Source organism: Bacillus sp. NEAU-Y102 (genome assembly GCF_054788175.1).
The window spans coordinates 168,155-192,361 of record NZ_JBTWFK010000007.1; the positions used below are offsets into that span (position 1 = coordinate 168,155).

Sequence of the window (24,207 nt, forward strand, 5' to 3'; positions counted from 1 at the left end):
TATCGTCTTTTTGTTGATAATAAAGCGAAACAACAAGCGGTTAAAGTCGTGTATACTGATGGTAACAAATAAGGCAGGGATGTGGAACAATGAGTCAATCAAACAATGAAGATAACAATAGAAATCAAGATGGATTAAGCAAATTTTTTGGGACGGATAGTAATGTAGAATTTCATGATAGAGCGGCAGTAGAGGCTTTGTTTTCTGATATCATCCCGCTTGATGCGGGTACGGGTAACGAAGAGGAAGCAGCTGAAAACGCGGGAGATTCGGATGAAATTTTCGATTTTGGGGACGTTGAGGTAGATGAAGATATGGAGAGTGTGAATGAGGATTTTGATGCACCTGCTTCTACGTTTACAAGACCTCCGCAGCAAACGTCATGCAACCCCTTGTTAGCACAACAAAATCGCGGTCATGTAGCGGTAGTGGACTGCAAAGTACAGGTAAATGAAGATGGGACGCATGATATCGTATGGAAAGCCGATAACATTGCATTAAACGTGACAGGTGTTGTGGTTCTAGATTTATTTAGAGGGTACGTGATGACAAGGCTAAACCGTGAGTTAGAAGCCTCCGGTGTAGTTGAGGCGGAAGATATGAGTCAAATTGCTACAGAAACGTTACTAGGGATTCAAGATGAGTTATTACATATCTACGGGCAGGTTAAAGGGTCAGTGGAAAATAAGTACCGAGCAAATCTTTACGATGCCGAGGGTGGTTTACCTTATGTGGGGGCTAGAAAGCCGAAAGATGATGGATATGAGTTTATTAATGTAGGTGGAGCGTTACGTGATGTGGGGCTGATTACACTCGTATTAATGGCTAAATACATTGAAGAAACGTATACAGGGAAAGGGATGACTGCTCCCGATACGTTTGCGCTATTTAGTTCGACTGGGAATCATAGAAATAGCGTGTTAGCGATGGATAGAAACGCTTATATACGAGCAAGTAAGTGGCAGAGCGTATTATCACGTTTACGAAGATTTTAAAGTAGAGGCTCCCGTGAGGGGGTCTTTATTTGTGTAGGAGGAAAGTATATGGGGTTGTTTAATAAAGATGAGAAAAGCCAAACAAAAGGGCAAAAAAGACCGAGTCCTGTAAGAAAAAAGAAGCAGGAGCCTAGAAAAAAGAGGGTAAATAGGGACGCTGAGAAGGCAGTTAAGAGGGCAAACTCTTTGCTGTGGTTGGCAATCGTAGCAATTTCTATTCTGGTTATCGGTTCGTTGAACGATTTAATCTTCGGACAGAAGGTCGGAGATGCGTCTAAAAACGGTGTGAAGCAGGAAATAAAAACAACAGGCTCTGAGGTGTCTGAGGCTTACATGTTAATTGATAGACTTACAAGTGGTCTAAATGTTAAAGAACCTGCAGGGACTGTTGGTAACGGCGTTGTAATGGGTTACCGTGCTGAGTTTGGTAAGAAGGATAAAGAGGGTGACTTGGTTAAGGTGTTAGTACTTGTCGATAAGGCAGGGTGGTTAGACCTTGAGGAGGATGAACAGAAGCAATTGGCACAGAACGCCGGAAGTGGAGCTAATGACATTGCGGATTATGTAGGATTACAAAAGACGGGTGCTGCTTATATTAGCCTTACTATATTAGATAATAAAAGCGGTGAGCAGTTAGCGAAAAGCCAAGTAGGTAAGCTGAAAAAACAATGAACATGATAGACAGAGTGACTTGATAACATTATGTGATTATCAAGTCACTTTTTCATTTATACTAGGTATAGATTTAATTTGTAAGTTTGAGGTGATGATTGTGCGTGAGAAATGTGAACGATGTAGCGGTAGTGGTAGGTTGTTTCTTAAAACAGGGTCAAAGATGGAAAAGGTAAAATGTCCTGTTTGTAAAGGGAAGAAAACAATCGCTACAGAGGATGACATTATCGTTGAGGATAGAAAAAGTTTAGAGAAACTATTTGAAGAATATATACCGAACGAGTATTTTCGTTTTGATAATTATAATCGTAAGAAGTTAGAAAAGGGTATGGTTATACCTCCAAGTTTACGGGATGTAACAGTGGAGACGTATTTTGAGTTTATAGATATCATGCTAGCAACCTTACTCATGGGTGGGATTCCAAGGAAGTCTTATATGGTGTCTGCGCCGGATATGATGGGTAAGAAATGGTTTGCGTATACGGCAATTAAAAACCTGTTACGTGCGGGGTTAAAGCCTACAAAGTTGTTAGACAGTAAAGACTTATATGAGCTGCTTGAGAAAAGACAGTTTGGGGAACTAAAGAAAGAGTTAACGGGAGATGTGGCGTTTTTAACGCTAGGAGGTTCACCATCTAGAGCGGATATTGTGGTGCTAAAAGAAGCGGTAGATATCTGTGAACGTATGGGAACGCCTATGTTTGTTATCTCGAGAACAGACGGAGCATACCTAGCTCGTTACGATGCATTCTTAGCAGATGCTATAGGGGTTAAAGCTACGAAAGAGGGAGACCTCGGTCGGTTAGAGCAACAAGGAATATATGGAGCAACGGCGATGAACATTAGAAATCATTTAGCACAAACGAGAGGGTAGGGGGGACTAAGGTATGTCATTTGTAATAACAGAGGCAGAGATTTTTAAATACATGCTGCCGAGGGAAGATGAAGATATCCCATATAAAAAGAATACGAGTATATTACTTTCTCGCATTCCCGTAAATATCTTTAAAAACGAATATTGGGTAATGTACACTATTTTGGAGAAAGCCAATCAGATGAAAGTGCGGTTGGGGTATGACCAGTTCCACCAAATCGTACTGAGCAATTTATCGGTTATTGTAAACAGCCCTAGTGTAAGTTTATTCAAAGAAGATGGGTTAACGGATAGAGAACTACAGGAAAAATTACTGGATTACTTGCTTGCAGAGTATGAGGCATTAGTTGAGCAGCCGATTATGGAAGACGAGTTGGAAGGTAACATGAACCTGTACATCGATGCGTGGGCAGAGGAAGCCATGCGTGATGTAGCAGCTAAGCAAATGCAAATTATTAATGAAGGATTGAAGATTGGGAAAACCTTCTATAAAGGGGCAATCGATGCACAGGTGTATGCACGTAAAGCATTCGATAGAATCCGTGGGTTAGTGGATGGAGATGAGTCCTTACTGAGTGAGTCTATTGATACGTCTAAGGATTCTGTAGCAGATATTCAAAGGAAGATGCAGGAGCAGGAGTTAAACTCAGTACCTGTTGCAAACTCTGGAATTGATGCGATTGATTCGGAGGCAAGAGCCTATTATAAAGGGGAAATTATTACGATACAGGCGGGTACAGGGGTAGGTAAAACTCGTTTTGCTGTTAACATCTCGTATAACGGGATGGCTATGGGAAGTAACGTGTTGTATCTATCGTTTGAGCAGAAGTCTACTCGTATATATCCAATGTTCTTAGCTAGACATATCCTAGAGACTGGGGGAGATTACCCAGACCTTTCGGATAAAGATTTAATTCGTGGTACATATAGTTTCGAAAGAGAGCCAATTAAGGTCGAAGCAGAAACAGATATGACAGAGAGCGAAAACTTAGGAAGACTACGTATCGAAGGGCGTTCATTACGTGCTTCTGAGTTACGTGATTATATCAGCCGAGTATGGGATGAAGGTTTCCATTTCGATATTCTGGTTATTGACTACTTCGGACTATTAGATACGTCTGACAGCAATAACAGATATAATGAATTAACAAATGCAGTAAATATGATAAAATCCGAGGTTAAGAGCTTTAAGGGTGTTGGATTCCTTGCTATTATACCGAATGCATTGAAGCCGGAGGCTGAGGCGGAGTTAGCTAAAGGTGGAGATGGAGTACAAATTTCTAAAATTGGTGGTACAGAGTCACAATATATTAACCGTGCATCTGACCACGTATATACACTTTATCAAGATACAGATATGAAGAATGACTTTGAAATGAGAATTTTCCAAAGTAAGATGCGTTTAGGGGATGCAGACCCGAGCGTAATGGCAGAGGTGTCTTTAGGTAAATGTTACTTCTGCGATAAAGAAGTTGATGAGACAGACGATGATGACTACTAGGACTTGGGTCTATTAAGTTGAATGGGGTGTTAGGATTGGGGAATGTCGGGAAATGTATTCAAGTGGCAATTGCGACACAAGAGTTAATTATCAGTGGGTGGGTATTTGTCACTTACACACGAAACGGAGAAGAGTGTGTAAAGGAAGCTCATAATATAATTGATGGGACTTTTGTTGAGTTTAATACGGATGATGAATTTGTCTCATGGTTGTTAGATAAAGCAGCTGCTTTACGTGAGCTAAATAAGAGTCAAGATGCAAGTAACGGGGGTAAGTAAAAAGTCGAAGTAAGTAGGGGTGAGGAACTATGGGAAATCTCCCATTATTTATGGCTCTAGGTGTAGCAGCTATGGGGTTAGTTTCGATAATAGGAGTATGGGGTGTATCGGCATCAGGTGGTCTAGATAGTGATAAGATTAAGGCATCAATTATCGGGACGGTAGTGTTATTGGCGATTACTGTACCAGGAAGTCTTTATTCGTACTACAGTTTAGACAATGCAGATAAAGACTTAAAGCTGAAGGTAGCAGCCAAAATGGATGAGCTAAAGCAGGAAGAAAATAAAATGTATGTATTGTTAGAACGTGAGCTGCATGTCAACAAAGATAAGATGATTGTAGAAGATGCAGATGGCTATAAAAAGGTCACATCAAGTGCTGGTATTTATAAAGTTAAGTTTAAGTATGATGGTGAAGGTAAAATACAAGAAATTGAGAATACCAATAAGATTAAGGATTAAATGAAGATGGTCATGTAAGTATAGGGTGTACTTGCAGCTAGGTTAATTGGTTTGGGTAAATATAGGACAAGGAGTGTAGGGTTACATGGATTACATACCGTTTGAAGATAGTAAGAATGATAACTTTGGTTTTTATCTATTGGATGATGCGGTGGAGGTGCAAGCAGACGATACATTTTATTTACTGTCCAGTGGGGTGCAGGATATTATAGAGGCGAAGAACAAGCGAGAGCTTGGGAGTAAGTTGCCTTTTAAGGAGAGTCATTCTTCTGGGGGTTGGTTTATGTTATCTGATAGTGGGGTGCAGATTAAACAGTCGTTAACATATGGGTTCACTAATGCATGGCTTCCGCATTCTTGGTTAAAGCAAATCATTTACGAAATGAATAGAAAGATGCGAGCAGAAGGAAGATGATAAGCAGGGTGCGGAGCCTTGCTTATTTATTTTGTACAATAGAGTTAAGGGGGTGATTGTGTGGAAATTATTGAAGAGCAGCTGCAGAAAGCCCGGGAAGAGTTAAAAGAAAAAATACCTATGTCAAAGTACTTGATGGATAACAAACTGGGATACGATTTAGGTGAAAAAGGGAAAATAAGGTGTATGGTACATGATGATTCGTCACCTTCGTTCTTCTATGATGATGAATTGGGTACAGGAAACTGCTTCGGTTGCGGTGTAAAAGGTACGGTACTTGAAATTCATTATGCTAGGATAAAGCAGGAAGATGAAAGGTATACGCAGGTACGTGCTATACGGGATTTAGCTAAAAAATATGGGGTTAAAATTCCTAACTTATATAAAAGAGACATGAGCCGATATGGGAAGAATCATATAAACCCTTCTAAACGTCAGAGAGGTTCTGGTATGACGGAGGATATGTATCGGGTAAAGGTTAATGATTTAACAAAACAAATAAACGCTGTTGAGGATGTAGATATCCGAATGAAGCTGTTTAAGGTTATAGATAATATGTGGTTAGGAAATACAACGGCGAAGGATGCACATGTAGAGCTGCTTAGGGAGCTGAGTGTCATTCGAGCAGAGGAGCGCCGTAAGTTGTTGGAGGGAAGGAATCGTGAAAGATAGACGGAAGTATTACGACTTAGTACACAAGCGTAAGAAAAATCAAACGGCAGAGACTGGGGTGAAGCCAGACCCCAATAAAATTACGTACCCTTGCTATCTGTTTTTAGACCAATCAACACGTACAGGGTATGCATTGTTTGATGGGGATTCGAGGTTGATTCTGTCTGGGGTTGTTGAGAAGGATGCAAAGGAATCAGTAAGGACGTACGGATTTGCTCTAGCGGATATGGTTAGGGAGCTAGCTCAGACGTATCAAGTAAGTACAGTGTTTCACGAGGAAGTATATGATAAAGCAAATATGATAACAACGGAAACACTAATGTATATTAAACATAAAATACAGGATATTTCGTATACGGATAAAGAGATTGAAGTATTAGGTCTTGACCATATGCGTTGGAAATCGGAGTTAGCGAAGCCTGAGAAGTTCGTGAAAACAAAAGACCATAAGGTGCAAGTACAGAAGTTTGTAGGAATGGTATTCCCGTTAGTGACTATGTTTACAGACGATGAATCGGATGCAATCGGTATGGGTATTGCGGTTCTCATGAAGCAGAGAAAACGGGGTAATTTCTTCGATGTAACAAGGTATAATAAAAACTTAGCAATCTGGGATTATATTGTAGAGGGTGAGGTAACACCAGAAAACATTCATGAGGTTATTGATGGGATGCGCAAGCCTGTAAGAGATGCGTTTGAGATAGGTGGGGCGTTCGAGATTCCTTTAGATTCAAGGAAGCGTGTAGATGATACGTTTAGAAAATTTCTATCTCACAGGGACTCTGTTGTATACACACATATACCTAAGAAGTATAAGTACTGGGGTGTTATGCTGCTCGATAATGGAATCAAACCAAGTAAGTTAGTACGGGAAGATGAATCATTTACGGTAATTAGCTGCCGTAAAAAGAGACTATAGAAAGAGCAGAGGGGCTGAAATAGATTCAGCCCTATTTATTTTTATAAGGGGAAAATCTTTAATTCAATTAATAGGAGAATAGAGAGGTGTAAGTATGGGTGAACGATACGAGGGGCTGCAAGAGTCCTTAAATAAATTAGGTAGTTTGGTAGAGGAAGAGAAGAGTAAACAGGAGGAAAACTCTGTTAATGAAGATGCACCAACCCATGAAGAGGTGGATGATATCTTTGCAGACGATAAAGATGATTTCGATGTGTTTGGCGCAGCTGCAGAGGATGATGAAGGGTTCTCTTTAGATGATGTTGTGAAAAGCAAAGAAGGAGAAAATATAAACAAAGAAGATAATGAAATGATACCTGATGTGTTTGATGCTGTGACAGAGGGTGCTGAGGATAGCGAAAATGGGGTTGAAACGTTTATAGGTGTAGATTCATCTTCTGGTGTTGATATCGTCTTAGAGAGGGAAAGCAAAGGCGACGTTGAGGATTTTGGTAATATTGCTGATTTAAGTCCGTTTGATACTACAAATGATGGAGATAGCGATGTACCTGATGGTTTTGATTTCGGTAGCGATGAGTTTGTAGGTCAGATGGAAGATGGGGACTCTAATGAGTCGGTAAGTGAAGTGGAAGGTTTTGATTTCGGTAGCGATGAGTTTGTCAGTCAATTAGGAGATGAGGATTCTAAGGTCATTGAGTCATTTAACGAGGTTGCAGAAGAGGTTAATGCTTTGGTAGAGGAAGATGACGGACTTAGTGAAGAGTCATCTGTTGTTGAGAATTTCAGTGACGAGGAATTGGCTGAACCCGAGACTGTGGAGAGTGTAGTTGCAGATGTTAAGGAAGATGTAGAAGGCACACTCGCAGAGGAAGTCAGCATTGAAGAAAAATCAGAACCGGTAAAACTGGTTAAAGATGGAGTAGAATATCACACAACTACAGGGTCTGTGAGAGAAGACATACGTGTAGTAACCCCCGAAGATGCCGAAAAGGATGCTCTCAGAAAGGCTGAGATAGAGGCTTCAATTGCGAGGGCGAAAGAGGAAAAAGAGAAACTATTCGGCAATCCGGACGTGCAGGTCAATTTGGATTACGTGTTAGAGGATGAAGAAGGTAACCACATCGAGGCGAGGAACCATGAGGGTACATATCTGATTGACGTTGTGCCAATCGATAAAATTAAAGGTGTTGGAAGTGCGGACGATATTGTAAGGAAGGGTGATTTAGAGTTAGCTGCCTTACAGGAAGATATTCATCGTTTCGGTCTGCTTGAACCAATCCATGTTGTACCTCATAGACATGTAGGGTTTAGGAAGGACGAAGATAACAACGATATTTTGGGGAGACCTTTATACAACCGCTATTTGTTATTGAGTGGTAGAAGACGTTTAGAGGCTTGTATTAATCTAGGGTACACAGAAGTTCCAGTGTTAGTGGATTCTACAGTGCCGCCAAAACTAATTAAATTCTATGAAGCGTTAACAAATAACATGAAGGAATACACATTCCCAGAAAAGTTAAGTCATGCAAACTTCCTAAAGAGAACACAGGAAAATATCACAAATGATATGGTCGAGAGTATTTTAAATTGGCGTTCTGGGGAGTATTTAAAGGCACAATATATTGACCAGATGAAGAACGATTACCCGGATATTTACAGACAGGTAGATATGAGGAAGATGTCAATCGAGCAAGGGTTTAAAAAGCTTGAAAAAGAGATTGAGAAAGCGGAGAAAGAGCTGCAACAGGCTGAAATGTCCGAGGACGATATCGATGAAAAGTTACGTGAAGATAGCAAGGATGAGTTAACAGAGTTGCAGGTAGATAAGCAGCAACAAACGGTAGGAAACCGCCATATTCTTGACCCAATGATTCGTAAGTCTGTAGAGGTTAGGGATTTACATTGCCAGTGCTGTGGGTACGGTAAAGGGGAAGAGGATTTCATGGGTGTGTTTAACGTCCATCATATTATTGCAGTGCAGTACGGAGGTTCTGACAGCAAGTTCAACTTAATTCTGCTTTGTGCAAACTGCCATAAGCTTGTACATGACTATGAAGTTGGGAAATTCATTCCGGCGCAGCAAACTTATGATAAACGTAGCGATGTAAAACATATTGTCGTGTTAGGAAATATGTTGAAACGTATGCGTGGTATGGCGTTTGAGGTGATACGTAAGAACCATGAGGACTTATGGAACTTAGTAAATAAAGGCACACTGTCTATCGGTAAAGCAATACTAAAAGCAGGAATCGATTTAAAAGGAGAGGCAATGTTTGAACCATCTCCTTATGAGAAGTTCAAAGAAGCTACAGTTGACTTGGGCTTAGGTGGAGATATTACAGATGAATTAGGGGTTATTGAGTGGACGAAAGAGGACGATGAGCAACACGAGGAAATTATGTCTTATGGGAAGTTGTAAATCTATTGGAAATGTATAAATAAAGGAAATACATGCAGTAGGGATATCGGGTATAGAGTTTAGCAGTGGTAGACAGTAAGTGATAAGGAAACAAATAAAACCGTCAACGTTTTTTGGTACTATAAAGTAAACTTATTAGGAAACCGAGAAATGTTGGGGGTTTTTGTATGGCTAAGCTACAAATGGGTGATATCCTCTTAATACATCTTGATAATCCGTACCATGAGTGGAGAATACGGGATGTAGCTAGACGGTTAAAGTACCCCATTAGAAGAATAGATGTGACAAGCAGTACGTTATCTAAGGTAAAACAGTTTCAATACGCTTCTTTACATGCCGGAAGGGAAATTATCTGGTTACGTGTTGAGAAGAACGTAAAGGGATTTATAGATGTTATGCAGCGAGTAAGTCCTGCGAAAAGGGTGTACGTAATTGAACTTAAGAGTCGTGACCTTGCAAAAGATTTGATTCGAATGAAAGTAAAAAGGTTACGGGTTGTGCCGTTAACTAAAGTAAAAACGTTTGATGATAAGCGAGAAGTGTTACGTAACTTACTAAAGCGTTGGGGAGCAGTTTTTGAGAATCAGAAGACGGAAAAAAGTCTTATACGCCTTATGATTCAAAACGAAGATTCTTGGGACGATGTTCGAATCACTGCAGAGATGTTTTATACATCGGGGCATGTATTTAACTCGAAGGATGTAGAGGATTTATACCCGGATGATGAGCTGTACAGGTTAGATGAGTGGTTTGATAGGATTTGCGAAGGAAATGTAAAGAGAAAAACCATTCAGATGACGCATTACTATACGCAGAACCGTGGGTACACCGTTGCATGGCTGATAAATAAATTACGGGAAGATATAATTAACCGGAGCTATGTATACCAAGCGTATCGTAAAGGGGTGCTGCGAGTACCTACAGAAAAAGGAAGACTACAGGAACGATTAGATGCAGTTGGTTGGGCGGATGGTTTACCACTTCTCGATTTAAATTTAAATCAGCAGGAGAGGTATATCAGATACGCACAAGGGGTTTCATATCGAACATTCGTTGAAATTGAGGAAGTTGTTTTCTCTGGAAGCGAATTTGTGCAGGATGTCGATAGCTTGTATGAATTGATGCTAAAGATAAAGGAAATATTTACGAGGTTAGAGGTTAATGACTTGTTAGATTAAATGTGGAGGGGAAGTAAGGATGGCGTTAACTAGGGACAGTTTAACAGATTGCCAATGGAAAGTAGCTAACGGGGAAGTTGTTATTGTAAATGGATTTATACAAGATAATCCGTTTGCACAAACATTAAGAAGTAGTAAAGCAGCGCAGTGGATGTTAAACAATCGGGAGAAGGTCAATGCGAAATTGGGGAAACTTCTTTCAGATTATGCAGTGCAGGGTGGGGACTACCAAGACTGCTTTGATTTTGGGTTAAGTTATTTTACAGATAGAGATAGTCGTGTGTTTAAGCAGAACTTCCACGGGAAGGGAACAAGCTACAACGTAGGTGCGTACGTAATGAGTAATCTAGCGAACGTGGTAGAGTCGTACCGCAGTAAGTTAAGTCCGAAAGATGTGAAGATTCTACCTATGTTGACGGCGGATGAATCGGAAAGAAATTGTACAGGACACTTGGCGGATATGGTTACGAGCTACAAGGAAATGTCGCCCGAGGACTATGTCACGTCACAAGACTACGAGTACTGGGATAACTATTTTGAGGGTGTTGTTGACTGGTTTCGTGAACATGCAGAGGAGCAAAAATACGCTGCGTTTAAGCATGATGAATTTGTGTATTACATGTTCTTGGTGAATCGTTCTGTAAGGTCATCTTCAAAAGATGTGGGGAACGCTGCTATTATGGAGCAGTTAAGAAGTACTGCGGAGTTGTGTGGTATGGGTCAGGCTCTTGCCGAGTATGTGTATAAGAAAATGAAGAAGGATATAAACGCTCATGAACCTTGGACGTTCGGATTTGCACAGGGGATTCTTGAGATGCTTGAAGCAGTTAAAAATGGTTGGAAACCGGAGTTTCTAAGGGGTGAATAACGTATGGGTACAAGTTTCTACGAGGGGTTAGGGATATTTGGTTGGATTGCTGTGGCAATTCGAATAGCACTTGTTTTATCTATTTTTATGAAACCTAACTGGTGGTTTAACTTTGAGGAACGAATGCCGAGATTTAGTATGTTTGAAGATTACTTATATACAGGTTCCCGCATTTTCATCTTCATGGGGTTACGCCTTATTGTGGTATTTTGTGGTATTTGGGTATTTACAAACCTGTTGATACTCATAGGCTGATAGAGAATTGAGCTGAAAAAGGAGAAGATTAAAACTGTACTTTGATAACAAGGGTACAGTTTTTTGTTTTGTAATCCAGTATTATGTGTGTAGGGAAAACATTAGGGACTGGTGATAGGTGTACCCATTTGGCGTTGTATAACGTAAATAGGTGTAATGGTATTCCTTTTCGTTTGCATGCGTGTCAGGCGCTGATAGGGGTCATAAAGGGGTGATGACTATCGGGGATTTGATTCCGTTATGTAAGTATGAAAGGACGCTGATGTGATACAATTTGTTGGGGTAATTCAGCAGGTGAGACGTTGTGGCGAGCTTAGATACTGGGAAACTAACATAAAGGATTGAGAGAGGAAGATAGTTATGTATGAGGTTTATTTTGACTATAAAGATATTGGTGACCAATTGTTGCTTGGAATTGTGGTGAAAGAGGGCGCTGATACAATTATACAGGATAAGAAAACTGTACCAAAAGACCCGAATTTGTCTAACTATGAATATAGTTTAGAGGCGTGGAAATGGGCATCTCAGGCAGTTATAGATGAAGATTTGGATGAAGTAAAATTTATGAACCAAAACCAGTATATATTTGACTGGGCAGGTAAGCGTAGTTATTCAGATATACGTAAACCGTATTACGAGGTTATTATTCCAAACCTTGATGCTATGGTAGATGTTGGGTATCAAGTTGGATTTGAAGTGATAAAAGGAACAAAGAATTTAGCTAAAAAGTATTTAAATGGTATGAGCAAAGGAGTTACGATTGCAGGTAGCTTTAACAGTCTCTTTCAGCAAGCAAAAATTGCTGAGAATCCTATGGATAAAAAGACGGCTAAAAAGGCACGAGGAATTTCTGCTCCAAGAGGGCTAAGAAGTACTTCGGATAGCGGAATGCCAACAAAGAAAGCGGTTGGCGGTAATGTGTTAAGCTTAGGTAGCAATAGACGTAAGAAAGCGTAGTTAAAAACAGGAGGAGGGGGTGTACATGGTTAAAGTCTATGAATTTAAGGAAGCACGTAAAACAAGGGTTGAACTTGATGGGACTACGTTACGGATTCGGAGAGTTGGATTCATGTCGTCCCTCGATTACTGGTTTAACGGGGATGTCACTTTCGATGTGCTTGAACTGTTAGGAATGGAGATAAAAGAACCGGGGTTTAGTAGCGGGTTTATTCATTTTATTCTACCGGGAAGATGTTCTTCAGTTGGAGGCAGCTTGTTACTCGCATTAAACGATAAACATGCAGTTATATTTACAGATACTGAGTACGGTATGATACAGGAGCTTAAAAAGAATATAGATGACTTACGAGCGCTTGAAGATAAACGCAAACGAGAGGCTGCTAAAATTCAGGTAGATGCTGAAATCGAGCGGCAGGAGTGGTTACTATCTACAGGACGTATAACTTTGGAAGAGTTCACCGAAAAGAAAAAGACTTTATTAGAATACAGGAGGATTAACACATGAAGATGGATAATACAGAATCTATGTTTTTCAGATTGTATATGGTGAATGGGAAGATGGATGTATTGTGCTTAAACAGTAAGACGGTACAGTCCTTTGAAGAGGATTATTTCATGACTGATGAGGGTGGGCATATCCTGCAGTTTGATGACGAAGATGAGGCAGTAGCGTGGTTATTGGAGAATATCAAACCTGATTTACTTGCTGCTAGATATCGAAATAAACTAGTCAACCCTAAACAGAACCGAGAGTACTGGTTAAAGGATAAAGAGGGATATGCCTTGGATATGTATCGACTATACGTGACTGGTGGTAAGGTGAGGGTTGTACGTATTGAAGATGGGGATGAATCGAAATACGATAAGAATAAATTCATTACCGATAGGGATGGAAGTAGTCTTATTTTCTATTCTGAACCGTCAGCGGTTGAGTGGATGCTCGAGAACGTAAAACATGGGTTAACCCATAGCGAATACTTAAGAGCGGCAACAAGGTCGTCTGATAGGGTCAGTGATAATCTGGACTACTGGTTGAATTAATACATACGGATGGAGGTTTTCGGGTTGTTAGGGTTATTTGGGAGAAGTAAAAAGAAAGAAATTGAAATAGAAGAAGCTAAGCCAGATGAAAGTTGTTGGATGGTGTATATGGCGGGAGGAAAATTACATGCACACCTAGTGAAAGATAATGAGACGTATAAGGAACGAGAAGAGCATTACATGGTTGGGGAGGATAAAAAGCCGTTGCAGTTTCCAGATAAGACGGAAGCAGTTGCTTGGATATTCGATAATGTGAAACCAGAATTGATAAATGATGGCTACAAACTTTTACCTAAATACAATCCAAACTATTTTTTAAAGAAATAGAAGAGGATAAGGCTGCCAAATCGGTAGTCTTTTTGTTTAGGGAATCAAAGGTATAAGGTATAGGGGATGTAAAAGAATGTTTCAACATATAAAGGGTAATGTAATATCTGTGGAAGCAGAACTTCTTGTGAACGCTGCAAACAGTAAAGGGTGGATGGGCGGACTGTTGGGGAGGGTTATCCTTATGAGGGGTGTAGCAGAAACGATACATTACGCAGACCCTAGTATCGAAAAGGAAGCAAAGAAAGAAGCAAGAAAACGGAGTGTAGGTTGTGGGGATGTGTTTCTAACGTCTTCTGGTTCGCTAGGATTTCCTTCGGGGTTATTGCATGCGGTGACGATGGAAAAGCCCGGACAAACGTCTACTCTTGATGTTGTAGAGAAGTGCTTGGAGAATATAGTGAGGCTCTGCGAAGAGGAAGAGGTTAAGACGGTGGCGATACCGTTACTTGGGGCAGGTACGGGAAAGGTTAAAGATGATGAGGTACTTCAGTTGTACGAAAGTAAGTTAGGAAAATCACATCTGATTTTCTACATTGTGATGTTAGGTTCGGGATATCTAATGAGATAAACCTTTCTTACCTTTCAAAAGTTGACTAAAATATAATTAAGTGGTATAGTATAACCAACAAGACAGTAAAGGGCGGGTTCAAATGGCAAAATCGAGAGATATAACAAAAGAAGATGTGGCGGTATGGAAGAAAGAGTATGAAAGTGGGGCTTCATTACGTAAGATTGGCGAGACACATAATGTTGATAAAACTACGGTTAAGTATCATCTTAAGGGAGTTGTAGAGTTCCGTGAGAAGTCACCGTTCAAAAAGTATGCGGATGAATGGTATCAACTACACCTAGAGGGTTGGACGAATGCTGCAATTGCAAAGAAGTATAATGTAACAAAAACTACTGTTTGGAATATCCTTTCAAAAGAGAAAGGGGTAAAGAAAAAGGCAGGCAGAAAGAAATATGCACATCTGCTCCCTACGTTTATTCAAATGTATAAGGACGGGGCTGACCTTACGGATATTAGTAAAGCAACAGGAGCTTCTAGACAAACAGTGTTGAACTACTTAAACGATGAGGGTGTTACGGCTCGTACGTATAGTGAAACTTCTCGTATCCATGAGGTAAAAGAAGATTATTTTGATGCTATTGATTCGAGTAGAAAAGCGTATATGTTAGGGTTAGTGTTTTCTTCTGGAACGCTTTTAGAGCATCACAGTTCTCAGTCGTTGCAGGTATCAGGAGCGAATGTGAAAGCACATGTTATAGGTGAGGTATTTCGTGAGTTAACAGATAGAAAATTAGAGGATATTATGAACGATGGGGATAAATATAAAGACCGTATTTTCTCGCAAAAATTATATACGTCTTTAAAACGTCTAGGAATGGGTCTTAGGGGCGAAATGACGTTTCCAGACCTTACGGGTGCATATCGTTCTGAGTTCTTGCGTGGCTACCTTGTGGGGCGTGTAACACTAGATGAAAAGTTAAATAATCTCTTTGTAGCAGCAAGACCGAATAATGTAGGTAAATTACGTGACATGATTGTACAGATTGTGGGGGTAAACTCGGACGCCATTAAAAGCTTTACGGGGTCAGATGATAGGATTGTTGTCTATAGAAACGATGAGGTAGAAAAAATAATGAAGTTTGTGAAAGAGACTGGTTGCTAGTCTCTTTCTTATTTACGATTTATTGACTAAAATATAAATAAATGGTATAGTAAAACAAAGACAAAGAAGATGGAGGTAGGTGGTTATGGTGAAATTGAAGGCTATAAGTTCTGTATGTTTTAGACCGTATATGAAAGCAGGGAACATGAGTATTGTCGAGGTAAACAGTACAGATACTTCTGCATATATAAATGAGAATTTTATGGTAGATGCAAAGGGAAATTACGTGCAGTTTGCTACAGAGGGGGATGCAGTAATTTGGTTATGCGATAACATAAAAACGGAATTAATTCATGGGGAATATGTATCAAAACTAATCAGACCCTCTAGCAACCGAGAGTATTGGTTAAAGGACGAAGTATTGAAACAAGAAAAAGTATTACATATAGGTTCATCTAAGGTGTTACGGGACACACAGGAAGTGGAGCTTGGAGAGGTAACAGCTGAAGTGGTAAATCTGGTAACGTATCGACTGTATATACAGAAGGGTAAAGTGACTGTGGTACGTATACTGGGTGGAGATATATCAGAATACAATCCGTACGCATTCATGGATAACGCTGATGGAAGTGAACTTGTTTTCGATAGTGAGGGAGAAGCAGTTGATTGGATGGCTGCTAAATTAAGAATGCGGACGATACACCCGGATTATTTAGAGAAAGCAGGGTACACGGTGTACAGTGAAAGTGTAGTTTCGGGTAATTCTGGGGAATCGTATTCACCTTCGGGATTCTCTCGTTGATGGGTTGCGTTTGCATCCTTTTTCTTTTGCAAAACATATTGACTAAAATATAAATAAATGGTATAGTAAGGAAAGAACAGAAAGAAAGTGGGTTGGGTAAATGTATGATGGGGTGTACTATAAACTTATGGAGGTAGATGACAAACTGATGGTCATTTGCTTAGGTGACAGTGATGAAATCAACTATGACCAAGATAAATTCTTGGTTACACCTAAAGGAACGCAGTATAGATTCGAAACGGAAGAGGCTGCGCTTAACTTCATGAGGTTGTTTGTAAAACCGGAGTTAATTCATGATGACCATAAAGAGGCACTACGTGAATTGGAGATGAACGTGGGGTCTACGTCACCAAAACATAATCCGGATTATTGGTTAAAGTAAAAATTGGGGGAGATACATATGAGAACAGATGTTAAAACAACGTCAGTATGCTTTAGACCTTATGTTAAGGCAGGTAAAATGAGTATTATTGAGTTAAATAGTGAAGACCCGAGAGTACGTAGAGAGGATTACTTCATGACGGACGTAGACGGGAATTATTTGCAATTCGCTACAGAGGCTGAGGCAGTTGCTTGGTTATGGAAGAACGTAAAGACAGAATTAATCCATGCTGATTACCTAGATAAGTTAACCAAACCTGCGGTCAACAGAACGTATTGGTTAAAGGACGAAGTACTGCAGAGAGAGAAGGTGGAGGGTAGTCATTTAGATACATACCGACTATATACTTCTGAGGGTAAGGTCGATGTTGTACGTATTCTAGATGAAGATACGTCCGAGTATGATATGGACAACTTCATTACAGATAGAAACGGGTACAGCTTAATTTTCTCTACGGAAGATGAGGCAGTTGCTTGGTTACTGGAAAATGTAAAGCCGGGGTTAATTCATCCTACACGCTTGTTTCCGGAAAGAGATACGGAGCCAATGAAGGTTAAAGGGAATCTAAGTTACTGGTTAAAATAGGGGTGCGCTTGCATCCCTTTTCTTTATGTAAAAATATTGACTAAAATATAAATAACTGGTATCCTTTAATGAAAGATACTAGTAAAGGGCGGGTTCATATGGCGGCAAAAGGGGCTACTCCAGAACAGGTAGGTATGTGGAAAGATGCTTATGAAAGCGGGTTGTCTTTTAAAGAGGTTGCCCGTAAATATGGTGTAGATGCTACTACGGTTAGAAGGCGTTTAAAAGATAAGGTTGAGGTGCGCGATAAGGGTACAAGTAAGGAGACAGTAGATGAATGGCACCGTTTATATACAGACGGCGTAAGCAAAACCGCGATTGCAAAGAAATACAAGGTATCTTGTTCTACAGTTTCAAGGGTGTTGGCTAGGGAAAAGGGGATTAAAAGGGAAAGACAGGGTAAACGGGTATTTGAACATTTATTACCTACGTTTAAACGCATGTACGAGAGTGGGTTTGATTTACGGGATATTAGCAACGAGACGAAGGCTTCCCCCCAAACGGTGTTAAATTACCTAAATGAAGAAGGGGTAACAATCAGAACGTACAGTGAGTCGCTTCGTACGTATGAGGTGAAGGAAGACTACTTTGATGTTATCGATTCGGAGAGAAAAGCATATGTATTGGGGCTTATCTTTGCTTCGGGAACGTTGTTAGACCATCGAAACTCCTACTCTTTACAGATAATTGCAAACACACGGGAGGTAAATGTGATTCAAGAGATATTCGGGGAGTTAACAAACAAGCCAAACGAATCGATTTGGTTCTCGGTGACGGATAATTGCTATAAAGACCGGATTTTCTCTAAAAAGATATACGATAGGTTAAAGGAATTAGGGTTGGGGCTTAAAAACGAGATACGTATGCCGGATATAGATAAGAAGTACAATAAAAGTTTTTTAAAGGGTCATCTTGTTGTTAGTGCAACCTTATATGTAAAGCAAAACGATATAAGGGTCGGGTGTAGACCGAATATGGTCGGGGCGGTTCGGGATTTGGTTGTTCAATGTGTAAGGGTAGCACCAGAGGCGATTCTAACTTCTTCCAGTATAGGGAATGCGTTCCTTGTGTGTCGAAACGCAGAGGTAGAAAAAATAAAAGATTTCATGAAAGGGACTGGTTGGTAGTCTCTTTCTTTTTTATACAATTGTTGACTAAAATATAAACATTTGGTATACTAAATGTAGAAAGTTAAGAAAAGGGCGTGAGGATGTGTATAAAAGAGATGATGTGGTGTACTGTCCGTATATAAAGGAGGATGGTAAAGTTACTGTCTTGCGTATTGTAAACGACAATAAAAAAGAGTATGTCGATGAGAACTTTATGTATGATGGGGATGATTTATGTTTGGTCTGCTACTCTACCAAACAAGGTGCAGTGGATTGGTTAAATAAAAATATCAAAGAGGAATTTATTGACCCTAAGTATTTAGTATAACTATAAGGAGTGGTTTACGTGTTAAATAATGTGAGCTTAGCAAAATCTATTTCGGCAAATGTGGCGGACTATATGATGTCCGATGCAGGGATTACGGTGTGGCGAGGGTTACGTAGTGAAAACCGAAATGTGGAGGAACATATAGCAACTGTCGAGGAGTTAGGTGATTCTTTATATCCGGTTGTATCTAAAGTATTGGATGTCATCGATATTCCAAGAGATGTGTACGATTTGATGTGTTTAGAGGTAGCGTTTAAAGGGCTTATAACGTCTGTCTGGGAGGCTGTATGGTATAAGTGGTCATTTGCCTTTGATAGCTACAAACGCTACAAGGACGGGTACACGCTGCTGAATACAAAGGGTGTACATGCAATCCACATCATGTTAACGGATTGTGTAGATTTCTTGGATGATAAAATGGAGATTCCACAGGTTCTTGGTGGTGTGGCTGAGGACTTTAGAAACAAGTTAGAAAAAAGCCATGTAAACGAGACAGATTGGTTAGTGGGTGGAACATTCCACAACCTTAAAGGTTCGGAGGGGTATCAGCAAATGGCAGATATGCTTGAAATTCCTGATATATTACATAAACAAAGAGCTGGGGAAACTACTGTGGGTACTGAATCTACCGAAGGTGTAGCAGCTTGGGAAGAAGTAAATACTGTAGAGCATGTGAGTCGGCATATTTATGTTATGTACTTAGGGGATGAAGTGCCAGAGTATAAGGTAATTCGAAACCCTGAGGGTGAAGGTTGGGTACTGGCTAAATTTGATGATTTTATAGGGGAGTATACGGCTTTCAATGATGATTTCGTGTTTGAGTCAGAAGTGGCAGCCATGAGTTACGTAGATGGATTAGTGTAATAAAAAAGTAAACCGTAGAGCTTAACGCCCTGCGGGTTTTTGCCTATTATTGACTAAAATATAATAAACTGGTATACTAAACACAACAAGAGTAAAGAGAGGGGACGGTTTTATGTTTACCTATGATTTTGTAAAAACATACAAAAAAGGCTTATGGGTGTATTTGTTTAAGGTAAAGGTAAAGGAATTGTTGGAAAGCTGTGTAGGGAATGAGTATAACGCTATAGATAACCCTACTGGATACGCTGCAAAGGTTACAGATAAACGTGTACGGGAGCGGGCGCAGGAGATTGAAAGTATGGGTAGCATTTTCCTTGTTTTAAAAACTATAATGTTGGCTACAAACAAAGATACAATTCGAGATTTAGATACTTCTGTAGCATTCGAAGCGGATTTGCGGGTTGTAGGTGGTCATTTAGATGTGGCAGCACTTCGGTATTTAATAAACAGCTATAGGGAGTCTGGGAGTGAAGATGATGTGGAAAAAGCCAATGAGCTTAGGGAAGCAGATATTCCAGTTATAGTGCTAGCGGTTGGTGATATTCAAAATAGAATTTTTGAATTACAGGCGTATATTTCTATAAACGAGAGAAATAAAGAAATGTCAGTTCTGAGGGCAAAGAAAATGCTCAGGGACTTACAGGGCGTTGGGCTACCTCCAGATTATAGGTTAGAGGATGTGCGAAAAGAGTTTGTGACGCAAATTTCATTGTATTTAACAAGTGCTGATAGTTCTACGGTATGGAGTACGGCATGGCTTAAGGGCGATGTGTTAGATATTCGAAGTATGCGTGAGTCATTACTTCCGGTAGCCGATAAAGTAATAGAGGCGTTGGGTGATGACGTAACGAGTGAGGATTTGTATGCCGCTATAAATAGTGTGAAATATATGGTTGATAGTGCTTGGAGTATGGTGAATTATGAGTGGGGTTCTGCATCTAATTATGATAAGGAAATAGATGAGGATTATGTGCTGCATAAAAGTTTGGGTATGTATGTCATCCATTCCTGGTTAGCAGACTGCATATGCGGATTCGATATGGATGCTGACACGGTTGAAAGGAAGTTAGAAAACGTTAACAATCATACGTATGATGCTTTCAGAGATGCAGTAAAAGAAAATAAACTTGATTTTGGTTGGGAGTGGCATAAGTCTGCAGCATTCGGTACGTTAACCTTAAACGATGTAGACAGGGTTAAACATTATATTAAACATGGGGAGTTCCCAAGTGAATAAAAGACTATCGGTAGAGATAGTCTTTTTTATATGAAACTAAGAATGACGAGTAACAACAAATAAAGGAAGGTGTTGAAATGTCCGTACAGTTTATTGATGAGGGGTTATACAACGGATGGGCAATCTATAGGTGTCAAATACGAGAAGGAGTGTCTCCGAACTGGTTGTATATGGCTGCCGAGGGAGTTTACGGAAGGATACACGACAAGGCAGGTTACTCGGATAAGTTAAAGAGTTTGGTGGTATCTATCATCAGTGACTTAGGGACGGTAGACGGGTATCGTTCTGTGGTACATTCGTTTATTCCGCTTGTGGATGCAGTTATGTCCCATATTGATTTTCGTGTACGTTCGGAAGAATTAGGAGTATCTATGCTCGACGGGGCGTGTATGCGTGAGGTGCAGGATAAATTAGCAGAACTGGTGTTATTTACATGGGTAAAGGCAGAGCTTACATGGTTAGAGGCTTGTGAGAATCCAAGGTACTTGCTTTGGGGACGGCTTGGCGCATATGTACTGCATACGGCAATAGCGGACTTTGCTGCGGGAATCGATATTGCGGAAAAAGTAAAGGGTAGAGATAATATTCGAGATTATATAAATACAGTAACTGCTGTCGTTCGTAGGGATGTTGTGAACATGTTCGACAATAATACAGTAACGGCGGAAGATTGGTTAAAGGGTGGAAAGTTTGATGGTCTAGACTCTGCAGAGGGTTATGTGAAAGTAAAAGAGTTTGTTGCTCGAGGGGAGTTCCCAGTGAAATAGGGTTCGGGGCTATCTGATAAAGGTAGTCCCTTTTTATGTAAGTAGAAATCGTATACTACATGTAAATAAATTGAAAAGAGGGGGATGGTTATGTTCAACATACGGGGAAAGGTAAAAGAGGGTTTAAATAAGATAAAAGAGCGAGGTCTTACTAATAAGTTCATTGTAATAGATGGGACAGCGTACGAACGATTACCCAAGAATTATGGGGATGTTATCGACGAAAGGAGTAAGCGTGGATATATCAAGTGGTTGTATGAGGGGGAGCATGCAAAGAACAACCTATACGGGTTATTAGCGTTGTCAGAGGAAGAGAGTATTCGGGCAATTAAAGTAGAGTTTTGTAATCAGTGGGGTGTTCATCATATCCGTATTGAAGTGTACGCAGATAGTTGGGAAAAGCTAGATGTTGTAACAAACATATTCGGGATACAGAAGAGAGTGCCGTGTATGGTTACGCTAGGAGAAAAGGAACATAGGCAGCTAATCAAAGATTTTAAAGAGGTAAAGGCAGTTCTAAGGGTCGTCTGATGTAGGTGGCTCTTTTTTGTGTACGGGATTGTGTTACAATTTCAACAAGTAAAGGAAGGTAAATTGGTAGGGAACAAACTATTGACTAAAATATAATAGAATGGTATAGTATAGACAATAAAAAGCAAACAAAGGGAGAGGGATTGGAATGGAAGTACGTGAGTATATTCAAATGAGTCAGCTAGGGTTACAAATGTATATGTTTTCAGTTACTGCAGGGGATTTAATTCAAAATTATAAGTTAGATATACACCATCCTGAGACGAATCCTATGGGTTATCAGCGGGAATTAATACCTACAATCTATCGAGATATGGCAAATGCCGTATTAGATACGAACGGTAGAGTTATCTATCCGGAACAGGTAATTGGTGCAATTGATAAGGAAGATGTGCGAGTAGAGAACGGTACGTTACATATTTCAGATAAAATTCGTATTGTAGCAGAGCAGTATATTGTGAGGGCGTTAGATTGGTCGATGCAGTTAACGCATAAACGCGGTATTGATAATGCTGATGAGGTAAGGAAGAATATCAGCGGTATGAAGCTACCATTTACGTTGTTAGTGATTGATAATGAATTAGAACAAAAGCGTTATGAGTTAACCACATTTATTCATGCAAACGGCGGGACTAGCGTAGACGTAGCCAAAAAAGTAAAAGAAAAAATGTTTCCAGAGGTTTTAGATTACCTAAACGATGAGAGTAAATTGTATAGAAAAATAGGAGAGAATGTTGCAACGTTTATTAATGATAAGTCAGATTTAAGAGTTTGGCGTGGCTCATTATATGTAAACAGGGGCGGAGACAACAAGGTAATGAGGAAGTCTGGGTTCGGGAACTCTATGAGACCTATTATCGATAAGTATGTGAAGCAAAGAGGTAAACTGGAAACATTAGAGCAAATCAAAGAGGTTGAGGCGGTTGTGATTGCTATTGTTTCCGGTGGTTGGGAGATTGTCTCAGGTAAGTGGGAAGATGCATTTAACATGTACGGTGGCTTTAATGCAAACTATATGATTCAGAAAGCTGCGGGTGTCCGTATTATTCATTCACTTTTAGCTGATTGTATGCCAGATTTCGAGACAGGAAACGAAGTGTTTGCTACTGTAATGACGAAGGTGGTTAGTCGGACGTTACATAACTTTAAATCTATGATTGACCAAAGCCCTGTTAATACGTATGAGTGGCGCTCGGGCGGGGTGTTAAGTAGTTACAAGGATACAAAACGTATAGAGGCTGTGAAGGGTCAATTTCAAGCCGAGGAGTGTGAAAAGTAGTATGGCGGCTAAAACGAAACTCACGTTAGAGCAGTTAGAGTTACTTAAGAAAATAGCCAGTAAAAAAGATAAGCTATTTGGCGTACCTCGGTATCTAGCAAAAGATAGTGATGGGGAACTAAGGTCTTATGTAGGTCGAGAGCCTGTGAGGGGTTCAAATGGTTTCTGGGGAGGCGGTTTTGATGTCGTTCCTTACGAAGATTACACGGGTGTAGAGACAGGTATTCTTAGCTTTATCCAGACAGAGCATGAGTTGCCATTTGATATACAGAAAATGATACGAACTGGGTACGTTATGACAACGGAACGCAATAAGTTGTTAGATGTTATGGATAATCGTCAGTTACATGAGTATGCAGGTTCAAAAGAAGATATAGGAATTTTTATCAATGAGTGTTTAGATGATAGTCAGACAACGGTTATAGGGAAGGAATCGGAGTTCTTCCCTCATGGGGTTAATGCTCCTGTTATATTTGTAAATATGCCGGTAAACGCTGAGGGGTTATTGCGTATGGTGACACGTACCTATCCGATGCTAATCGTAATAGATGTGGTGGGAAATGAAGATGCTTATGAACAAATGAAAAGTGAGATACATGGGTTAAACAGAATGGGACACCCAGTTATCGTAGTCAAATAGTATAGAGACTGCCGACGGCAGTCTCTTTTTCGGGTATTTGGCGACTCTTGGGTGTATTTCTAAGTTAGGTGTGGTCGCCACAGGGTTAGTATATGCAGAAGGGGAATAGAATATACACAGTAGACAGAACGGGGTTAGCTAGGTTGTGTAGCCGATTACTTTAACGACTTACTATTGACTAAAATATAATAAACTGGTATATTATAAGTAACAAAAGAAAACAAAAGGAAAG

At 40.0% G+C, this 24,207-nt stretch carries 30 protein-coding genes; all 30 read left to right on the forward strand.

Annotated features, from left to right (window positions below; genetic code table 11):
- Positions 1 to 89 precede the first annotated feature (89 nt).
- The 30 genes from ACYFX0_RS19130 (at position 90) to ACYFX0_RS19275 (ending at position 23,975) form a co-directional block, all read left to right on the forward strand.
- Positions 90 to 995 (forward strand): hypothetical protein, encoded by a 906-nt coding sequence (locus ACYFX0_RS19130; RefSeq protein WP_460271414.1) that lies wholly within the window; start codon positions 90 to 92, stop codon positions 993 to 995.
- Between the two features lie 48 nt (positions 996 to 1,043).
- Positions 1,044 to 1,667, forward strand: coding sequence for a hypothetical protein (locus tag ACYFX0_RS19135; protein WP_460271416.1), 624 nt, complete (start codon positions 1,044 to 1,046; stop codon positions 1,665 to 1,667).
- Between the two features lie 100 nt (positions 1,668 to 1,767).
- Entirely contained in the window at positions 1,768 to 2,541 is a 774-nt protein-coding gene (locus ACYFX0_RS19140; RefSeq protein ID WP_221660384.1) for a DnaJ-like cysteine-rich domain-containing protein, read from the forward strand.
- 13 nt (positions 2,542 to 2,554) lie between these two features.
- Positions 2,555 to 4,042, forward strand: a complete 1,488-nt coding sequence (locus ACYFX0_RS19145; RefSeq protein WP_460271418.1) for a DnaB-like helicase C-terminal domain-containing protein — start codon at positions 2,555 to 2,557, stop codon at positions 4,040 to 4,042.
- Between the two features lie 35 nt (positions 4,043 to 4,077).
- Positions 4,078 to 4,320, forward strand: a complete 243-nt coding sequence (locus ACYFX0_RS19150; protein WP_460271420.1) for a hypothetical protein — start codon at positions 4,078 to 4,080, stop codon at positions 4,318 to 4,320.
- Between the two features lie 29 nt (positions 4,321 to 4,349).
- A complete protein-coding gene (locus tag ACYFX0_RS19155) occupies positions 4,350 to 4,781 on the forward strand; it encodes a hypothetical protein (RefSeq protein WP_460271422.1) in 432 nt (143 codons plus the stop codon).
- Between the two features lie 85 nt (positions 4,782 to 4,866).
- Positions 4,867 to 5,196, forward strand: coding sequence for a hypothetical protein (locus tag ACYFX0_RS19160; RefSeq protein ID WP_221660388.1), 330 nt, complete (start codon positions 4,867 to 4,869; stop codon positions 5,194 to 5,196).
- A 60-nt stretch (positions 5,197 to 5,256) separates the two neighbouring features.
- Entirely contained in the window at positions 5,257 to 5,868 is a 612-nt protein-coding gene (locus ACYFX0_RS19165; protein ID WP_460271424.1) for a CHC2 zinc finger domain-containing protein, read from the forward strand.
- Positions 5,858 to 6,787: a hypothetical protein gene (locus ACYFX0_RS19170; RefSeq protein ID WP_460271426.1), complete on the forward strand. Its 930-nt coding sequence runs from the start codon at positions 5,858 to 5,860 to the stop codon at positions 6,785 to 6,787. The genes ACYFX0_RS19165 and ACYFX0_RS19170 overlap by 11 nt, the downstream gene beginning before the upstream one ends.
- A 94-nt stretch (positions 6,788 to 6,881) precedes the next feature.
- Positions 6,882 to 9,206: an HNH endonuclease gene (locus tag ACYFX0_RS19175; RefSeq protein ID WP_460271428.1), complete on the forward strand. Its 2,325-nt coding sequence runs from the start codon at positions 6,882 to 6,884 to the stop codon at positions 9,204 to 9,206.
- Between the two features lie 167 nt (positions 9,207 to 9,373).
- The gene (locus ACYFX0_RS19180; RefSeq protein ID WP_460271430.1) at positions 9,374 to 10,384 is read left to right on the forward strand and encodes a hypothetical protein; all 1,011 of its coding nucleotides are present in this window, start codon (positions 9,374 to 9,376) and stop codon (positions 10,382 to 10,384) included.
- Positions 10,385 to 10,403: 19 nt separating this feature from the next.
- Positions 10,404 to 11,252, forward strand: a complete 849-nt coding sequence (locus ACYFX0_RS19185) for a hypothetical protein (protein WP_460271432.1) — start codon at positions 10,404 to 10,406, stop codon at positions 11,250 to 11,252.
- Between the two features lie 3 nt (positions 11,253 to 11,255).
- Positions 11,256 to 11,507, forward strand: coding sequence for a hypothetical protein (locus ACYFX0_RS19190; protein WP_221660394.1), 252 nt, complete (start codon positions 11,256 to 11,258; stop codon positions 11,505 to 11,507).
- A 360-nt stretch (positions 11,508 to 11,867) separates the two neighbouring features.
- Positions 11,868 to 12,464 carry a hypothetical protein gene (locus tag ACYFX0_RS19195; protein WP_460271434.1) on the forward strand — a complete coding sequence of 199 codons (597 nt, stop codon included), beginning with the start codon at positions 11,868 to 11,870 and terminating at the stop codon, positions 12,462 to 12,464.
- A gap of 25 nt (positions 12,465 to 12,489) precedes the next feature.
- Positions 12,490 to 12,972, forward strand: a complete 483-nt coding sequence (locus tag ACYFX0_RS19200) for a DUF4429 domain-containing protein (protein WP_460271436.1) — start codon at positions 12,490 to 12,492, stop codon at positions 12,970 to 12,972.
- A complete protein-coding gene (locus ACYFX0_RS19205; RefSeq protein WP_460271438.1) occupies positions 12,969 to 13,508 on the forward strand; it encodes a hypothetical protein in 540 nt (179 codons plus the stop codon). The genes ACYFX0_RS19200 and ACYFX0_RS19205 overlap by 4 nt, the downstream gene beginning before the upstream one ends.
- Positions 13,509 to 13,532: 24 nt before the next feature.
- Positions 13,533 to 13,835, forward strand: a complete 303-nt coding sequence (locus tag ACYFX0_RS19210) for a hypothetical protein (protein WP_460271440.1) — start codon at positions 13,533 to 13,535, stop codon at positions 13,833 to 13,835.
- 76 nt (positions 13,836 to 13,911) lie between these two features.
- Positions 13,912 to 14,406: a macro domain-containing protein gene (locus ACYFX0_RS19215; RefSeq protein ID WP_460271442.1), complete on the forward strand. Its 495-nt coding sequence runs from the start codon at positions 13,912 to 13,914 to the stop codon at positions 14,404 to 14,406.
- Positions 14,407 to 14,488: 82 nt separating this feature from the next.
- Positions 14,489 to 15,511 carry an endonuclease gene (locus ACYFX0_RS19220; RefSeq protein ID WP_460271444.1) on the forward strand — a complete coding sequence of 341 codons (1,023 nt, stop codon included), beginning with the start codon at positions 14,489 to 14,491 and terminating at the stop codon, positions 15,509 to 15,511.
- Positions 15,512 to 15,596: 85 nt separating this feature from the next.
- Positions 15,597 to 16,253, forward strand: a complete 657-nt coding sequence (locus ACYFX0_RS19225; protein ID WP_460271446.1) for a hypothetical protein — start codon at positions 15,597 to 15,599, stop codon at positions 16,251 to 16,253.
- A gap of 100 nt (positions 16,254 to 16,353) precedes the next feature.
- The gene (locus ACYFX0_RS19230) at positions 16,354 to 16,635 is read left to right on the forward strand and encodes a hypothetical protein (RefSeq protein WP_460271448.1); all 282 of its coding nucleotides are present in this window, start codon (positions 16,354 to 16,356) and stop codon (positions 16,633 to 16,635) included.
- Positions 16,636 to 16,653: 18 nt separating this feature from the next.
- Positions 16,654 to 17,220, forward strand: coding sequence for a hypothetical protein (locus ACYFX0_RS19235; protein WP_460271449.1), 567 nt, complete (start codon positions 16,654 to 16,656; stop codon positions 17,218 to 17,220).
- A gap of 98 nt (positions 17,221 to 17,318) precedes the next feature.
- Entirely contained in the window at positions 17,319 to 18,347 is a 1,029-nt protein-coding gene (locus ACYFX0_RS19240) for a helix-turn-helix domain-containing protein (protein ID WP_460271451.1), read from the forward strand.
- An 85-nt stretch (positions 18,348 to 18,432) separates the two neighbouring features.
- Complete coding sequence (locus tag ACYFX0_RS19245) at positions 18,433 to 18,657, forward strand: hypothetical protein (RefSeq protein ID WP_460271453.1); 225 nt, start codon at positions 18,433 to 18,435, stop codon at positions 18,655 to 18,657.
- Positions 18,658 to 18,675: 18 nt separating this feature from the next.
- The gene (locus ACYFX0_RS19250) at positions 18,676 to 19,521 is read left to right on the forward strand and encodes a hypothetical protein (RefSeq protein ID WP_460271455.1); all 846 of its coding nucleotides are present in this window, start codon (positions 18,676 to 18,678) and stop codon (positions 19,519 to 19,521) included.
- Positions 19,522 to 19,633: 112 nt separating this feature from the next.
- The gene (locus tag ACYFX0_RS19255) at positions 19,634 to 20,758 is read left to right on the forward strand and encodes a hypothetical protein (protein ID WP_460271457.1); all 1,125 of its coding nucleotides are present in this window, start codon (positions 19,634 to 19,636) and stop codon (positions 20,756 to 20,758) included.
- A 77-nt stretch (positions 20,759 to 20,835) separates the two neighbouring features.
- A complete protein-coding gene (locus ACYFX0_RS19260; RefSeq protein ID WP_460271458.1) occupies positions 20,836 to 21,525 on the forward strand; it encodes a hypothetical protein in 690 nt (229 codons plus the stop codon).
- 90 nt (positions 21,526 to 21,615) lie between these two features.
- Positions 21,616 to 22,056: a hypothetical protein gene (locus ACYFX0_RS19265; protein ID WP_460271460.1), complete on the forward strand. Its 441-nt coding sequence runs from the start codon at positions 21,616 to 21,618 to the stop codon at positions 22,054 to 22,056.
- A gap of 148 nt (positions 22,057 to 22,204) precedes the next feature.
- A complete protein-coding gene (locus tag ACYFX0_RS19270; RefSeq protein ID WP_460271462.1) occupies positions 22,205 to 23,335 on the forward strand; it encodes a hypothetical protein in 1,131 nt (376 codons plus the stop codon).
- Between the two features lies 1 nt (position 23,336).
- Positions 23,337 to 23,975: a hypothetical protein gene (locus tag ACYFX0_RS19275; RefSeq protein WP_460271464.1), complete on the forward strand. Its 639-nt coding sequence runs from the start codon at positions 23,337 to 23,339 to the stop codon at positions 23,973 to 23,975.
- Positions 23,976 to 24,207: the final 232 nt, after the last annotated feature.

Excerpts from the sequence above, each read along its gene's own strand:
- ACYFX0_RS19235 (WP_460271449.1), top strand. The coding sequence starts at position 16,654 with ATGAGAACAGATGTTAAAACAACGTCAGTATGCTTTAGACCTTATGTT.
- ACYFX0_RS19255 (WP_460271457.1), top strand. The coding sequence starts at position 19,634 with ATGTTTACCTATGATTTTGTAAAAACATACAAAAAAGGCTTATGGGTG.
- ACYFX0_RS19240 (WP_460271451.1), top strand. The coding sequence starts at position 17,319 with ATGGCGGCAAAAGGGGCTACTCCAGAACAGGTAGGTATGTGGAAAGAT.
- ACYFX0_RS19175 (WP_460271428.1), top strand. The coding sequence starts at position 6,882 with ATGGGTGAACGATACGAGGGGCTGCAAGAGTCCTTAAATAAATTAGGT.
- ACYFX0_RS19155 (WP_460271422.1), top strand. The coding sequence starts at position 4,350 with ATGGGAAATCTCCCATTATTTATGGCTCTAGGTGTAGCAGCTATGGGG.
- ACYFX0_RS19160 (WP_221660388.1), top strand. The coding sequence starts at position 4,867 with ATGGATTACATACCGTTTGAAGATAGTAAGAATGATAACTTTGGTTTT.
- ACYFX0_RS19135 (WP_460271416.1), top strand. The coding sequence starts at position 1,044 with ATGGGGTTGTTTAATAAAGATGAGAAAAGCCAAACAAAAGGGCAAAAA.
- ACYFX0_RS19260 (WP_460271458.1), top strand. The coding sequence starts at position 20,836 with ATGTCCGTACAGTTTATTGATGAGGGGTTATACAACGGATGGGCAATC.
- ACYFX0_RS19265 (WP_460271460.1), top strand. The coding sequence starts at position 21,616 with ATGTTCAACATACGGGGAAAGGTAAAAGAGGGTTTAAATAAGATAAAA.
- ACYFX0_RS19220 (WP_460271444.1), top strand. The coding sequence starts at position 14,489 with ATGGCAAAATCGAGAGATATAACAAAAGAAGATGTGGCGGTATGGAAG.
- ACYFX0_RS19195 (WP_460271434.1), top strand. The coding sequence starts at position 11,868 with ATGTATGAGGTTTATTTTGACTATAAAGATATTGGTGACCAATTGTTG.
- ACYFX0_RS19205 (WP_460271438.1), top strand. The coding sequence starts at position 12,969 with ATGAAGATGGATAATACAGAATCTATGTTTTTCAGATTGTATATGGTG.
- ACYFX0_RS19145 (WP_460271418.1), top strand. The coding sequence starts at position 2,555 with ATGTCATTTGTAATAACAGAGGCAGAGATTTTTAAATACATGCTGCCG.
- ACYFX0_RS19225 (WP_460271446.1), top strand. The coding sequence starts at position 15,597 with ATGGTGAAATTGAAGGCTATAAGTTCTGTATGTTTTAGACCGTATATG.
- ACYFX0_RS19275 (WP_460271464.1), top strand. The coding sequence starts at position 23,337 with ATGGCGGCTAAAACGAAACTCACGTTAGAGCAGTTAGAGTTACTTAAG.
- ACYFX0_RS19270 (WP_460271462.1), top strand. The coding sequence starts at position 22,205 with ATGGAAGTACGTGAGTATATTCAAATGAGTCAGCTAGGGTTACAAATG.
- ACYFX0_RS19200 (WP_460271436.1), top strand. The coding sequence starts at position 12,490 with ATGGTTAAAGTCTATGAATTTAAGGAAGCACGTAAAACAAGGGTTGAA.
- ACYFX0_RS19215 (WP_460271442.1), top strand. The coding sequence starts at position 13,912 with ATGTTTCAACATATAAAGGGTAATGTAATATCTGTGGAAGCAGAACTT.
- ACYFX0_RS19190 (WP_221660394.1), top strand. The coding sequence starts at position 11,256 with ATGGGTACAAGTTTCTACGAGGGGTTAGGGATATTTGGTTGGATTGCT.
- ACYFX0_RS19185 (WP_460271432.1), top strand. The coding sequence starts at position 10,404 with ATGGCGTTAACTAGGGACAGTTTAACAGATTGCCAATGGAAAGTAGCT.
- ACYFX0_RS19180 (WP_460271430.1), top strand. The coding sequence starts at position 9,374 with ATGGCTAAGCTACAAATGGGTGATATCCTCTTAATACATCTTGATAAT.
- ACYFX0_RS19230 (WP_460271448.1), top strand. The coding sequence starts at position 16,354 with ATGTATGATGGGGTGTACTATAAACTTATGGAGGTAGATGACAAACTG.
- ACYFX0_RS19130 (WP_460271414.1), top strand. The coding sequence starts at position 90 with ATGAGTCAATCAAACAATGAAGATAACAATAGAAATCAAGATGGATTA.